A 14,060-nucleotide genomic window follows, 5' to 3' on the forward strand; every position below is an offset into this window, starting at 1 on the left:
GAGGACTGCGCGATTCAATGCACCGTGCGTCGTCGAAATATTTGGCATGTCTTATCTGTACCGGTCGCAGATCACGCGTTTGCAATCGCGGTACCGTGCTGCCGATCGTCCTGCTGATTTCCGCGATGATGTTGACCACCTCCGCGGCCTGGTTCGAAACAACGCTTGCGGCGGCACGCGGCTCGAGCAACGTGCGCGACTATTTGCAGGCATTTCATGCCGCGGATTCGGCGCTGACCCTCTGCGCCCGGAGCGTGGTGGCCGCGGCAGCTTTCGAGCCGCGGCCCGCGGTGCCACTCTCACCCGGCGAGCCGACGCAATGGAAGCACGAAGCCGCCTTTGAAGCCGGCGCCGTCGCGCCTGTCGCGCAATGGCCCGGATCGCTGCGTGCGCCGCAATGCTTGATCGAAGCGTGGCGTCTCGGCACTCGCGCCGATGCCCGAGCCTATTTACTGACTTCGCGTGGCTTCGGCCGGACCAAAGAGTCGCAGGTGTGGTTGCAAATGGAGCTCGTGATCGCAGGTGAACAAATCGAGCACCATTGGCGCCGCGTCGCCGCGCGCCCATTTTGACGGGAAGTTCATGACAAGGCCGCAGGCATCCGCATTTACGCTACTGGAACTGATGGTCGCGCTGGCGATTGCTGCCACACTCGTCGTGTTTGCCGTGCCCTCGTACCGGAGCCATGTCGCGCGAACACACAGGATCGACGCGGCGTCCGCCCTTTATCGGGCAGCACAGTTTGTCGAGGGAGCGGCAGGCGATGGCACCGCGACATTGCCGCCGGGTCTGGACCAGGCGCCGCAATTCGGCACGCCAATCTACCGGTTGCACGTGCTGCCGGCGGATGACGCAAACGGTGGCTACTCGGTCGAGGCAGCGCCGGCCGAAATCGGCCCAATGCGCGACGATGCGTGCGGCACCTTCACTCTGGATGCGACAGGGTTGCGGGGCAATAGAAGCGCTGCAAACGGTACAGCGCCGGCAAGCGGTGAGTGCTGGAATGCGCGCTAGGGAGCACTACCGGGAAACGAGCCGACCAGGGAATCAAAACGCAATGGCACGCCAATAGACCGTTCTTGGGCCGCGTTTCAGTACCCGCTATCAGCAGCCTCTTTCTTGTCGTCGGTCGACGTGGCGGATTCGCTCTTCATCTGCTTCCAGATTCGATACGCTTCCCAGCCGGCAAGCGCAAGGCTGCCCCATTTGAGCGCGGGTTTTGCACCCGCTGTAATAGTCGCGCGTAATGGCTTGGCCAACAGCAGCGAAGCGATCGAACTGATGAGCGGATACTGTTTGAGGAGTGCGCCGATGCTCGCTGCGTTGAGGAAGCTCGTATTCGATCCGCGACCCACGCGCATGCCACCGAAGCCCGGCAAAATGAATTTGAGCCAGCTGAAGTGGGTGACAGCCTTCCGCAATTCGATGGTCGCCTGCACGAGTTCCATGCGCTCGACATCCGCGCGCACCAGCAGCAATTCCTTGCGCAGCGCTCGCAGATGCGGCGCACTCAGATCTTTGGCCTGGTAGCGTTTGTTGCGAAATGCGGTATCGGAATGGCTTTGGCTCATGGCGTGTCGGCGGCAGTGGAAGTGGAGCGGTCAAACAGTGCTGCAAATCGCTCGATGTGTTTGCGAAGTGTCTCCAAAGGCGCAGGGCGTTTGAGGTATGCCCATGAGCCCATTACGCCTGCCATATCACGGTTTGCGGAACACGTCGCGGTCTTTTTCGAACTCGGCAAGGGTGGCTTCGAACACCATCGGGGCATTGCGCAAACCGCTGCGCGCTTTCAGTGCACAGGCTATTCCCGCAATGGCATAAACCGCCGTGATGCTGGCGAGCGCCTGCCACCGGTAGGTGTCCCAGAACGCGATGGCGATCAGGGCCGTCAATGCGATCAAGGCCATTGTCGCGAGCATCATGGCGGCGAGGCCGAGGAACAGCACGCCGATCAGACGATCTTTTTCTTCGGCGAGTTCGATGCCGACCAGTTCAAGCCGCGTTTGCAAAATGGCAAACACGGATCCGATGATACGGCGCAACGGACTATGTTCGCCGTGCTGCGATGGTGTTTCGATCGTCATGGCTATGGGCGTTGCGCGTGGTGGCCTAACGGGCGCGTGAAAACGAGCGCGCCAAGAAAAGCGGACCGGCCAGGCGTGCGCCGGTCAACTTGATTCGCTGGTGCGCCGGAGGCGATTCGCCCCGGCAGCCTCACCAGTGTCAGCAGTGTCGGCAGTGTTACTTGCGGTTGATCAACAGCCCCAGCAGTACGCCGGCACCCGCGGCGATGCCGATGGATGCCCACGGATGCTCATGCACGTAATCGTCGGTGGCGCGTGCGGCCTTCTTACCTTTCTCGACCACCACGACCTGCACGTCAGCCGCCTTTTCCTTAGCCTGCTTCAGGCGCGTAAGCGCCGTTTCACGCAGTTCCGAAGCGCGCTCGCCGGTGGCGCTCGCGGCCTGTTTCAGCAAATCTTCAGCGTCCGCGAGGACGGTTTTGATATCCGACATCAATCTCTCCTTGTTGACTTCCGACATTGACAGCTCCCTTTCGTCTCACGCCACGCGTGAATCGTAACCAAAGAAACGACCGCTGGCGAGCGTGGCGCCAGATTCACGAAAACGAACGCATGAACCGTTCCCGGTTGAAGCAAAGCCTTAAAAAGTCCACCTTTGCGGCACCGTGCAGCAAAGTTTGCCTAAGATGGAGTTGATCTGTCCCGCAAAGTTTCCACTAAATCGGTGAAAATTACAAAAACGCATAAAGTAGTGATGCGATGTTGGTTCGTTGTGTACCTTCACTCCCGTATGCTGTACTTTTGCCTGGCGCGCTTTAGCGCGGCGTCGCGGGCGAATGCTCGCGCGGAATGTCCGAATACAAACAAGGAGCTGCCTTATGAGTCTACGTCTTGGCGATATCGCACCGGATTTCGAACAGGAGTCGAGTGTCGGCCGCATCAGGTTCCACGAATGGCTGGGTGATAGTTGGGGCGTGCTGTTCTCGCACCCCGCTGATTTCACGCCGGTCTGCACGACCGAGCTGGGCTTGACGGCGAAGCTGGCCGGCGAATTCGAGAAGCGCCATGTGAAGACGATTGCGTTGTCGGTCGACAGCACCGAGTCGCACAAGGAATGGATCAAGGACATCAACGAGACGCAGGCCGCCAATGTCGGCTTCCCGATTCTCGCTGACGGCGATCGCAAGGTCTCCGAGCTGTACGACATGATCCACCCGAACGCCAATGAAACCCTCACGGTCAGGTCGCTGTTCGTGATCGATCCGAAGAAGAAGGTGCGTTTGATCATTACATACCCGGCCAGCACCGGGCGCAACTTCGATGAAGTGCTGCGCGTGATCGACTCGCTGCAACTCACCGATAACCACTCAGTCGCCACGCCCGGCAACTGGAAGCAGGGCGACGACGTCGTGATCGTGCCGTCGTTGAAGGATGAGGAAGTCATCAGGCAGAAATTCCCGAAGGGCTACAAGGCGCTGCGCCCGTACCTGCGCATGACGCCGCAGCCCAACAAGCAAGCGGCTGATGCGTGACGAAGCGCGCCGTTAGCTTCAGCGCGGCGCCGCAACGAAAAAAGGCCAGTTCAAAAGAACCGGCCTTTTTTCATTTCTACGTTATCTACTTTCCGATTTTCCATTCAGCGGCCAGAACGAAACGCCGCGATCAAGGCAATCAGCGCATCAGAAAAACGCCTGAATCCCCGTTTGCGCGCGCCCGAGGATCAGCGCGTGAATGTCGTGCGTCCCTTCGTACGTGTTCACGACTTCCAGATTGACCAGATGCCGTGCAATGCCGAATTCGTCGGAGATACCGTTGCCGCCGAGCATGTCGCGCGCGAGCCGTGCAATGTCCAATGCCTTGCCGCACGAATTGCGTTTCATGATCGACGTAATTTCGACGGCGGCAGTGCCTTCGTCTTTCATGCGGCCGAGGCGCAGCACGCCTTGCAGGCCGAGCGTGATTTCGGTTTGCATGTCGGCGAGCTTTTTCTGGATCAACTGGTTTGCGGCGAGCGGCCGGCCGAACTGCTTGCGATCCAGCACATATTGACGCGCGGTATGCCAGCATGCTTCAGCCGCGCCGAGCGCGCCCCACGCAATACCGTAACGCGCCGAGTTCAGGCACGTGAAGGGACCGCGCAAGCCGCTGACTTCGGGGAAGCGGTTCTCTTCCGGCACGAACACGTCGTCGAGCACGATTTCGCCGGTGATCGAAGCGCGCAAACCCACCTTGCTATGGATGGTCGGCGCCGACAGTCCCTTCCAGCCCTTCTCGAGAATGAAGCCGCGGATCGAATCCTTGCCGTCTTCCTCGAGCTTCGCCCACACGACGAACACGTCGGCGATCGGCGAATTGGTGATCCACATCTTCGAGCCCGACAGCAAATAGCCGCCGTCAACCTTTTTCGCCCGCGTGATCATGCTGCCCGGATCGGAGCCGTGGTTCGGCTCGGTCAGGCCGAAGCAGCCGATCCATTCGCCGGTAACGAGCTTCGGCAGGTACTTCTGCTTTTGCGCTTCCGAGCCGAATTCGTAGATAGGCACCATCACGAGCGACGACTGCACCGACATCATCGACCGGTAGCCGGAATCGACGCGCTCCACTTCCCGCGCGATCAGACCGTATGCCACGTAGTTCAGACCGGGGCCGCCGTACTGCTCGGGAATCGTCGGGCCGAGCAGGCCCAGTTCGCCCATTTCGCGGAAGATCTCGATGTCGGTCTTCTCGTGACGGAACGCTTCGAGCACGCGCGGCTGCAGCTTGTCCTGCGAGTAAGCGGCGGCGGCGTCGCGCACCATGCGTTCGTCTTCGGTGAGCTGCTGATCCAGCAGCAGCGGGTCTTCCCAGTGAAACTGCGCGGCCTCTGCCATGACGTATCTCCTGATTCCTTAGCTTGGCTAAAACGGATTTGAGCTTGACTTAAGTTCCGCTATGCGGAACAATGTTTTGCAAACCACGTCCGAGTGTACCACCCCATGACGCCTACATCTACTCTCTCCGACCCGCTCGACGAGCGCAAATTCGTCGTCGCCCTCGCACGTGGGCTGGACTTGCTGCGCGCGTTCAAGCCGGGCGAAACGATGCTCGGCAATCGCGATTTCGTCGAACGCACGGGTTTGCCGAAGGCGACCGTCAACCGTTTGGCCTACACGCTGACCGTGCTCGGCTATCTGCGGCTCGACGAAACTCTGGGTAAATATGCGCTCGACGCCGGCGTGCTGTCGCTAGGTTTCGCGCTGCTCTCGGGCACCGACACGCTCGAACTCGCGCGTCCACATATGCGCGCCTTCGCTCGCGAGGTGGGCGCGGCGGTGTCGCTCGGGTGCCGCGACGGCCTCGACATGATCTATCTGGAGACGATCCGCAGCGAAACCGCGCTGACGCTCGGACTCGCCTCCGGTTCAAAACTGTCGATGCTGACGAGTTCGATGGGGCGCGCGTATCTGGCGGTGCAGCCATTGGACGTGCGCGCCGCGTTGCTGGTCGAGCTTAAGAAGGCCGCCGGCAAAGAGGGCGCTGCCTTGCTGGCGGATGCCGAAAAGGAAATCGAAGCCTTCGCGCAGGAACGCTGCTGCTATTCGTTCCGCGCGTGGCACGACGACGTGAACGCGGTCGCGGTGCCGTTTCGCGAGCCGCGCGAGGGCCGCTGGCTGGTGCTGAGTTGCAGCGGGCCGGCGTCGTCGATGGGGGAGGAGGTGTTTCGGGAAAACGTGGCGCCGCGCCTGAAGGCGCTAGCGCGCCGTTTGGGGGATACCGGCTGAAGCGTTGGCAGCTAACCCCAGGCTAATTCAATCACGCCGCCCGATCATGATAATGCGCGGTGAACAAAGGCCCTTGCACGAAGCGCACATCGTACTGCTGCAGCGCGAGGAATTGCGGCTCATCCACCACCCGATTGAAGATCAGCGGAATCCGCAGCCGGCTCGCATAGCCGACTAGCGGCTTTACCATCGCATCGCGCAACGCGATCGCCGCATCCATCTTGATGAAGTCGAGCCGCGCCGTTTCCGACACCGACAGAATCTGCCCCGCGTTCGAAAGATTCCCCGCCACCTTGAAGCCGTAGCGCTGATAACTCTTGGTCAGATAGCCGAGGAATGTCTTATGCGCGACCGCAGCCGCCGGCAACTCGATGACCACGCGCGACGGGTTCAGTCCGAACGACAACAGCACGCTCGAGAAATGCCGTCCGTGATCGTACTTGACGCTCTTGAGCAGGCGTTCGTGCACCCGCAGAAACAGCAGCCCGTGACGCTGCGCGCCGAAGAAATTGATTGCGTGCAGTGCGCGTGACATGCGGTCTAGCGCGACCAGTTCCTGATCGTCGGCGATACGGTCGAAGGGATCGAAGACATCAAAGGGCTCGCCGTCGAGACGCCGCGTGACCGCCTGAAACCCGAGTTCATCGCCGAAACGATCCACGCCTTCGGCGCCCGACGACAACGACTGCGCCAACGCATGCACGCTGATGTCGAAGATCGGCTCATAGGCACTGGCGAGTTCGAAGCCGTCGCACTGCGCCAGCGCGACCTCGCTATGCACACCTGTTCCCATTACCAGGTGTTCGCCAAGAAACGGGTGATCGGCGGCGCGGGCAATCAGGCTGGGGATGGTCGGCGGAATCATGTAGGCGAATGGATGGCGATAGGTGCGAACTCGGCGCTCGGCAACGCGACTCGGTCGCCGCATGCACTGATGGTAGCAGTCCGCGTCGCGCGCACTTGAACAAAATGCTCATAACGTTATCGGCCGAACGCTTGTCACAGCGGGCTGCCGGGGTTTTCGCCGCTAGCTTCCAGGGTATACGTTAATTTCACTATTCGTAATTCATTTTACTATACGTAAATTGCAGCGCGACTGTGGTGCCGATTCTGTGCGCCGCCTTGCTGGCGATCGCGCTGGCCGCGGCGACACGGCGACACGGCGGCCCATCCGGGCCGCGGGCGGCCTGAGGCAGACAGCGCACGCCGCCAGATCAAGTATTAACGGAGAACCTTGCATGGATACCCAAACCCGCACACCGAATACCGCTGGCTCGCGGCTCGAAATCGAGCCGGGTTATCAGTCGGGCTTCGCGAACGAATTCGCCACGGAGGCCTTGCCGGGCGCGCTGCCCGAAGGCCGCAATTCGCCGCAACGCGCGGCCTATGGCTTGTACGCCGAGCAATTGTCGGGCACCGCATTCACTGCGCCGCGTGGACACAACCGCCGTTCGTGGCTGTACCGGATTCGCCCGGCGGCGGTCCACAAGCCGTTCACGCAGCTACCGTCGGACCGGCTCGTCGCCAACTTCGCCGAGGTGCCACCTACGCCGCCCAACCAGTTGCGCTGGGACGCATTGCCGATGCCCACTGAGCCGACTGATTTCGTCGATGGCTGGGTGACGATGGCCGGCAACGGATCAGCCGAAGCGATGAACGGCTGCGCGATCCACCTGTACGCAGCGAATCGCTCGATGAAGGATCGCTTCTTCTACAGCGCCGACGGCGAATTGCTGATCGTGCCGCAGGAAGGCCGCCTGCATATCGCCACCGAAATGGGCCAACTCGACGTCGAACCGTTCGAGATCGCGGTGATCCCGCGCGGCGTGCGCTTCGCGGTGAGCCTGCCGGACGGCGCCGCGCGCGGCTATATCTGCGAGAACTTCGGCGCGCTGCTGCGTCTGCCGGATCTCGGCCCGATCGGCTCGAACGGGCTCGCCAATCCGCGCGATTTCCTCACGCCGCATGCTGCTTACGAAGACCGCGAAGGCGACTTCGAACTCGTCGCCAAGATGAACGGCAACCTGTGGCGCGCGGATATCCGCCATTCACCGCTCGACGTGGTGGCGTGGCACGGCAACTACGCGCCGTACAAATACGATCTGCGCCGCTTCAATGCGATCGGCTCGATCAGCTTCGACCATCCGGACCCGTCGATCTTTCTGGTGCTGCAATCGCAGAGCGACACGCCGGGTGTCGATACGATCGATTTCGTGATTTTCCCGCCGCGCTGGCTCGCGGCGGAAGATACGTTCCGTCCGCCCTGGTTCCATCGCAACGTCGCGAGCGAATTCATGGGCCTCGTGCACGGCGTGTACGACGCGAAGGCCGAGGGCTTCGTGCCGGGCGGCGCGAGTCTGCACAACTGCATGTCCGGTCATGGGCCGGACGCGGACACCTTCGAGAAAGCATCGCATAGCGATACGTCCACGCCGAAGAAAGTCGGCGACACGATGGCCTTCATGTTCGAAACGCGCACGCTGATCAAACCGACCCGCTTCGCACTCGAAACGGCGCAACTGCAGGCGGATTACTACGAGTGCTGGCAAGGTCTCAAGAAACACTTCAACCCGGAGCAACGATGAGCGCATTGAGCGATCTTCAGGCGACGCTCGATCCGTCGCGCAAGAGCTGGGTCGAGTCGGCTAACGACTCGACCAACGATTTTTCGATCCAGAACCTGCCATTCGGCATCTTCAGCGACAAGACCAACGCGGCGCGCCGCGTGGGCGTGGCGATTGGCGACGAGATCGTCGATCTGTCTGTCCTCAAGTCCGCCGGCCTGCTCAAGCTCCCGATCACCTCGGCCGATCAATTGATCGCGACGAAGGACCAGGCGTTCGAGCAGGACACCCTCAATGATTTCATCTCGCTTGGCCGCGATGCATGGCGCAGCGTGCGCATCCAGTTGAGCAATCTGCTGGCGCGCGACACCGCGACCTTGCGCGACGACGCCGCCTTGCGTTCGAAAGCACTCGTGCGTCAGGCCGGCGCGCAACTGCATCTGCCCGTGCAGATTCCAGGCTACACCGATTTCTACTCGTCGAAGGAGCATGCGACGAATGTCGGCTCGATGTTTCGCGATCCGAAGAATGCGCTGTTGCCGAACTGGTCGGAGATGCCGATCGGCTACAACGGGCGCGCATCGTCGGTGGTGGTGAGCGGGACGCCGGTGCGGCGGCCCAACGGCCAGTTGAAACTGCCGGATCAGGAACGTCCGGTGTTCGGCGCATGCCGCAAGCTCGATATCGAACTGGAGACGGGTTTCGTGATCGGCGGCGGCAATGCACTGGGCGAGCCGATTGCCTGTGCCGATGCCGAAGCGCACATCTTCGGCATGGTGCTGCTCAACGACTGGAGCGCGCGCGATATTCAGCAATGGGAATACGTGCCGCTCGGCCCGTTCAATGCGAAGACATTCTCGACGACGATCTCGCCGTGGATCGTGACGCTCGACGCGCTTGAACCGTTCCGCGTCGAGCAGCCGACGCAGGAGCCGCAACCGCTGGCCTACTTGCGCCACGACGGTAAGCACGCGTTCGACATCTCGCTGGAAGTGACGCTGCGGCCGAAGACGGCAAAGCAGGCAACCACGATCTCGCGGACCAACTTCAAGTACATGTACTGGACGATGGCGCAACAGCTCGCGCATCACACGGTATCGGGCTGCAATACGCGGGTTGGCGATCTGATGGGTTCGGGCACGATCAGCGGCCCGACGGCCGACTCATGCGGCAGCCTGCTCGAGTCCACATGGAACGGCAAGAATCCATTGGAGCTGAAGGAAGGCGGCACGCGAGGGTTTATCGAAGACGGCGACGAACTAACGCTTGCCGGATGGTGCCAGGGTGATGGGTACCGCGTGGGGTTCGGCACGTGTGTTGGGGAGATTCTGCCGGCGCAGAAGTAACGCGGAAGAAGGACGCGCAATAAAAACGGGGAAGCCATTGCGGCTTCCCCGTTTGCGTACCAGCATCGGGGCATGCAACAGCGCAATCACACGACAGCGGCGCAGCCCCGCAGCCCGACCGTCAGCCGATCGCCCCCGCCGGCGCACGCCGCTTCTCCCACCGCGCGGCAGCAAGAAACGCGAGGGCACCGGCCAGCAGAACGCCGACCATCGCATCGTTGCCGACACCCTTCATCAGCGCGCCGGCCACCAGCGGCCCACCGAAACTGGCCGCGCTCCAGGACGCCCCCACCAGCGAACTCGCCGACACCAGCGCGGCACCGCGAAACCGCTCGCCGCAGGCGACCAGCGACAGCGTATAGATCGCCCCAGCGGTCGCGCCGAGCACATAGAGCAACGGCCAGCACAGCCACGGCGAATTGATCGCCCAGGGCAGCAACGGCAGCAGCACCACCACGATCACACCGCAGCCGACATGTACGCGTTCGCGGCCGAGCCGGTCGGCGAGCCAGCCGATCGGAAACTGCAGCGTCGTGTCGCCGAGCAGCAGGGCCGACGCGAACAGCACGGCCACCTCGCTCGTTATGCCGTGCGACATCGCGAAGAGCGGCAGTAGCGATAGCGCGATCGTGTCGAACAACGCGAAAAAGCCCGTGCCGATCACGAGTGCCGGCATCTGCGGCAGCACATGACGCCAGCTGCCGTGCGCCGCGTGTTCATCCTCCGACGCCTGCGGCGTCTTGCGGATGCTGGCGAGCGCCGGCAAGGCCAGCAGGAAGAGCGCGCCGCAAATCAGGAAGCGCCAGTGCATGAAGTCAGCGATCTGGCTCACCAGCACCGGGCCCGCCATCTGGAATAGCGTGAAGTGGGTTGCGTAAATCGCGACGACCCGGCCGCGGGTGGCGTCGTCGGCGAGCTGGTTGACCCATGCTTCGCTGATCGTGAAGAGCAGCATCAGCGCCGCGCCGCACAGCACGCGCAACACCGCCCAGAGCCACAGGTTCGATGTGAGTTGCATCAGCGCGGTTGCCAGCGCCACCACCAGCACCGCGCCGACGATCACCTGGCGCCCGCCGAAGCGCGCCGCGATCCAGCCGGCCACCGGCACGACGACAAGGCCGCCGCCCGCTTGCGCGGCGGTCAGGAGGCCGACCACGTCGGTGCCATAGCCGGCTTGCGTCAGCGCGAGGGCGGTGAGGGGAAGCGTGGCGCCGCTGCCGAGTCCGACGACGGCAACACTCAGGATCAGCGCGAGGAAATCGCGAGTGAAGATGACTTTCATCGGCCGAGATGCTACTACGGCCGCGGGTCATTCGCACCTGTGTGCGGATTGGGTAAAACCAAGATGAGCGCGAACGAGTGTCGCCTTCGGAGATGCGGCCGTTGGCTTTGGGGCGGCAGCTGTTCGAGCCTACCCGGCTACCGCCATCCGTTGCGCGCGCCGGTCGATCGACACCGACCACAGCGTCAGCGCCAGCGCACCGATCGAGGTCGCCACGCCGACCCACGGCAGCGTGGTGAGCGGCGCGCCCGCGCCGATCGCCATGCCGCCGAGCCACGCGCCCGTTGCATTGCCGAGGTTGAACGCGCCTTGATTCAGGGTCGACGCCAGATTCGGCGCATGGCTCGCGCGGTCGACGATTAGCATTTGCAGCGGCGGCACAATCGCAAAGGCCAGAACGCCCCACACGAAGATCGTGATCATGGCCGGGATCTCAGCGTGCATGGTGCCGGCGAAAATGGTCAGGATGACAACGATCGCCAGCAGAAACGCGACCAGCGAGGGCATCAGCCGCCAGTCCGCGAGCTTGCCGCCGAGCGTGCTGCCCACCGTCAAGCCGAGGCCGAACAACAACAGCACGAACGTGACCGCGTGCGGCGTGAAACCGCTCACGTCTTCGAGAATCGGCGTGATGTAGGTGAAGGTGGAAAACAGGCTGGCCGACGCGAGCACGCTGATGCCGAGCACCATCAGCACTTGCGGGTTCTTCAACACGCTGAACTCGCGCACGAGGCTCGCCTTCTGCATCTCGATCTTCGCCGGCAGGCATACGGCGAGCGCGCCCGCGGCAAGAATGCCGATGCCGGTCACAGCCCAGAAGGTCGCGCGCCAGCCCACCGCCTGACCGAGCGCTGTGCCGAGCGGCACGCCGAGCACGTTGGCGAGCGTCAAGCCGGTGAACATCAGCGCGATGGCCTGCGCGCGGCGGTTCGGCGCGACCAGACCGGCCGCGACTACCGAACCGATGCCGAAGAACGCGCCATGGCAAAACGCCGTGACGATGCGCGCGGCCATCAGCACCGCGTAGCCGGGCGCGATCGCGCACAGCAGGTTGCCGACGATAAAGACGCCGATCAGGCTCATCAACGCCTTTTTGCGCGGCATGTTGGCCACGGCGATCGCGACGATCGGCGCGCCGATGGTGACGCCGAGCGCATAAGCCGACACCAGCATGCCGGCCGCCGGGATCGACACGGACAGATCGCGCGCGACATCGGGCAGCAGCCCCATGATCACGAATTCAGTGGTACCGATTCCAAAAGCGGCAATGGCAAGGGCGAGCAGGGGTAAAGGCATGATGACGGAGCGTGAATCGGCACGACGGGAAGCGTCGTGCGGCAGGCGCGCATTTTTCGGGGCGAGAACGCATGCGCCATGCGAGGGGAAAACAGTAGGGGATTCTACCTAAGTCAAAACCGCCTTGCTGAGCGTCAAGCTGGCTGTTGTTTCTTGTTGAAAGCTGCCTTGGAGCGCTGTGGAGTGCGCCGGGCAATGCGCTTTGAAGCGCACTGCCCAACGGAATGACGCTGTTTTATGAGGTGCTTTCGTCCGACTTGAAAGTGTTGCCGTGACGGCCGGCGCCTTCGGCGAAATGTGCAGCGCCTGCAACGCCCTCGTCGAATACCGCCGGATAGCCGCTGGCGCCTTCGCGCCGCAGCGCCAGGGCGAGATCATCGAGTGTGCTGTTTTCCAACGCGGAGCGGCGGTCCGCCAGCAGCGCCGCCTGCGGAAAGGCCGCCAGTTCAGCGGCCAACTGTTCCGCCGCCGCGCGTGCTTCACCCTTACGCACGACGCGGTTGGCGAGACCGAAGCCGAGCGCTTCCTGCGCTTGCACCGGGCGGCCGGTCAGAATCAGGTCGAGCGCCCGCGATAGCCCGATCAGACGCGGCAAGCGGATCGTGCCGCCGTCGATCAGCGGAATCCCGACGCGCCGGCAGAACACGCCGAGCACCGCATCTTCTTCGACGATGCGCAGATCGCACATCGCGGCCAGTTCGAGGCCGCCCGCGACCGCATATCCGGCAATCGCGGCGATCACCGGTTTGCTGAAGCTCATGCGCGTCGGTCCCATTGGGCCGGGACCGCTGCCGTCGGCGTGCAGCTCGTTGCGGCGGGTCTCCTCCGCGAGCGCGCTGAGATCCGCGCCGGCGCAGAAGGTGCCGCCCGCGCCGAACAGCACGGCCACGCGCCATGCCGGCTCCGCTTCGAAACGCTGGAAGGCGGCGGTGAGCGCTTGCGCGGTAGGACGGTCGACCGCATTGCGCCGAGCAGGCCGGTCGAGCACGATGGTGGCGATGCCGGTGTCCTCGTTGGCTTCGATGCGCACGTGTTGATTCGAATTTTGCGGGGTTATCATCGTTGTGTCCGTAAAGGTTTGCGTCCGGCTGCTCAAGGCGGATGCTCATGCAGTTCGACTAATACCGTTGGTTGTCATGCATCTTTCACAATCCGCTCGTAGCGTTAGCGCTCTTTTAACGCGCTGGCGTTTTTTAGCTAGCTCATCGAGCCTGTCTTTGCCCTTGCCCAATTCATCGCCCGCAGCCGCGCCGGCCTTAGCCGAGACTGTCTGGACCGTGCCTCTGCATGACCATCCATGGTACGACCATGTGCGCCTGAAACGCGTTTTCGTGACTGACAGCACGCGCCATCGGGTGGTCATGGTCGACGCGCGCAAACTGCTGGAATGCGCCGATCGCGACAACACCAACTATGTCTTGAAGCCGGTCACCGAATGGCATGCGGGCAAGGTGCGAGGCATTCGCGAGTTTCTCGATCCGGACAATTCGCGCATTCCGCAGATGCCGTATGTGACGATTTCGACGCGTCGCGCGCCCGGTCTGCTGGGCTGGTTCGGTATCGAGCGCGAAGGCGTGGTGGCGTTCCGCAATGGCCAGCATCGTGCGCGTTATCTGGTCGACGCGGGCGCGCGCTGGTTTCCGGTGGAAGTGCACGAGCGCGAGGCGGCCTTGCTGCGCGAGATGTGCGGCGCCCCGGACGACGCCCGCACGGCGATCCGCCCGACCACGGTGGATGGCGGCGGCAACGCCTAACTTCGCGCCGGCACGACATTGCGCGGCGTGCCG

At 62.8% G+C, this 14,060-nt stretch carries 15 protein-coding genes; 7 read left to right on the plus strand and 8 right to left on the minus strand.

Annotation, left to right across the window (positions count from 1 at the left end; translation table 11 throughout):
* The first annotated feature begins 17 nt into the window (after positions 1-17).
* Positions 18-572: a pilus assembly PilX family protein gene (locus AYM40_RS02645; RefSeq protein ID WP_420488470.1), complete on the plus strand. Its 555-nt coding sequence runs from the start codon at positions 18-20 to the stop codon at positions 570-572.
* 10 nt (positions 573-582) lie between these two features.
* Complete coding sequence (locus AYM40_RS02650; RefSeq protein WP_063497807.1) at positions 583-1,014, plus strand: type IV pilin protein; 432 nt, start codon at positions 583-585, stop codon at positions 1,012-1,014.
* 77 nt (positions 1,015-1,091) lie between these two features.
* On the opposite strand, the gene AYM40_RS02655 is transcribed toward AYM40_RS02650, so the two are convergent.
* From AYM40_RS02655 to AYM40_RS02665, 3 genes are all read right to left on the minus strand, one after another.
* Complete coding sequence (locus tag AYM40_RS02655) at positions 1,092-1,571, minus strand: DUF3318 domain-containing protein (protein ID WP_063494860.1); 480 nt, start codon at positions 1,569-1,571, stop codon at positions 1,092-1,094.
* Positions 1,572-1,697: 126 nt separating this feature from the next.
* Positions 1,698-2,084 (minus strand): phage holin family protein, encoded by a 387-nt coding sequence (locus AYM40_RS02660; protein ID WP_063494861.1) that lies wholly within the window; start codon positions 2,082-2,084, stop codon positions 1,698-1,700.
* 157 nt (positions 2,085-2,241) lie between these two features.
* Positions 2,242-2,544, minus strand: coding sequence for a DUF883 family protein (locus AYM40_RS02665; protein WP_028198798.1), 303 nt, complete (start codon positions 2,542-2,544; stop codon positions 2,242-2,244).
* Positions 2,545-2,902: 358 nt separating this feature from the next.
* Between AYM40_RS02665 and AYM40_RS02670 the strand changes: the two genes are divergently transcribed.
* On the plus strand, positions 2,903-3,556 hold the full coding sequence (locus tag AYM40_RS02670) for a peroxiredoxin (RefSeq protein WP_063494862.1): 654 nt from the start codon (positions 2,903-2,905) through the stop codon (positions 3,554-3,556).
* A gap of 147 nt (positions 3,557-3,703) precedes the next feature.
* Here the strand turns inward: AYM40_RS02670 and AYM40_RS02675 are convergent, their stop codons facing one another.
* Positions 3,704-4,894 (minus strand): acyl-CoA dehydrogenase, encoded by a 1,191-nt coding sequence (locus AYM40_RS02675; protein WP_063494863.1) that lies wholly within the window; start codon positions 4,892-4,894, stop codon positions 3,704-3,706.
* Between the two features lie 105 nt (positions 4,895-4,999).
* Between AYM40_RS02675 and AYM40_RS02680 the strand changes: the two genes are divergently transcribed.
* The gene (locus tag AYM40_RS02680; RefSeq protein WP_063494864.1) at positions 5,000-5,785 is read left to right on the plus strand and encodes an IclR family transcriptional regulator; all 786 of its coding nucleotides are present in this window, start codon (positions 5,000-5,002) and stop codon (positions 5,783-5,785) included.
* 31 nt (positions 5,786-5,816) lie between these two features.
* Here AYM40_RS02680 and AYM40_RS02685 read toward each other — a convergent pair whose 3' ends face one another.
* Positions 5,817-6,650: an EAL domain-containing protein gene (locus AYM40_RS02685; protein WP_063494865.1), complete on the minus strand. Its 834-nt coding sequence runs from the start codon at positions 6,648-6,650 to the stop codon at positions 5,817-5,819.
* Positions 6,651-7,023: 373 nt separating this feature from the next.
* Between AYM40_RS02685 and hmgA the strand changes: the two genes are divergently transcribed.
* Both hmgA and fahA read left to right on the plus strand, forming a co-directional pair.
* Positions 7,024-8,370, plus strand: a complete 1,347-nt coding sequence (hmgA, locus tag AYM40_RS02690; RefSeq protein ID WP_063494866.1) for a homogentisate 1,2-dioxygenase — start codon at positions 7,024-7,026, stop codon at positions 8,368-8,370.
* Entirely contained in the window at positions 8,367-9,695 is a 1,329-nt protein-coding gene (gene fahA, locus AYM40_RS02695) for a fumarylacetoacetase (protein WP_063494867.1), read from the plus strand. The genes hmgA and fahA overlap by 4 nt, the downstream gene beginning before the upstream one ends.
* Before the next feature lie 121 nt (positions 9,696-9,816).
* Here the strand turns inward: fahA and AYM40_RS02700 are convergent, their stop codons facing one another.
* The 3 genes from AYM40_RS02700 to AYM40_RS02710 form a co-directional block, all read right to left on the minus strand.
* Positions 9,817-10,977, minus strand: coding sequence for an MFS transporter (locus AYM40_RS02700; RefSeq protein ID WP_063494868.1), 1,161 nt, complete (start codon positions 10,975-10,977; stop codon positions 9,817-9,819).
* Positions 10,978-11,106: 129 nt separating this feature from the next.
* On the minus strand, positions 11,107-12,273 hold the full coding sequence (locus tag AYM40_RS02705; RefSeq protein WP_063494869.1) for an MFS transporter: 1,167 nt from the start codon (positions 12,271-12,273) through the stop codon (positions 11,107-11,109).
* Between the two features lie 235 nt (positions 12,274-12,508).
* Positions 12,509-13,333: a crotonase/enoyl-CoA hydratase family protein gene (locus AYM40_RS02710; protein WP_063494870.1), complete on the minus strand. Its 825-nt coding sequence runs from the start codon at positions 13,331-13,333 to the stop codon at positions 12,509-12,511.
* Positions 13,334-13,409: 76 nt separating this feature from the next.
* On the opposite strand from AYM40_RS02710, the gene AYM40_RS02715 reads away from it, so the two are divergent.
* Positions 13,410-14,027: a plasmid fertility inhibition factor family protein gene (locus AYM40_RS02715; protein WP_063494871.1), complete on the plus strand. Its 618-nt coding sequence runs from the start codon at positions 13,410-13,412 to the stop codon at positions 14,025-14,027.
* Positions 14,028-14,060 lie beyond the last annotated feature (33 nt).

The organism is Paraburkholderia phytofirmans OLGA172, assembly GCF_001634365.1.
GTDB lineage: Bacteria > Pseudomonadota > Gammaproteobacteria > Burkholderiales > Burkholderiaceae > Paraburkholderia.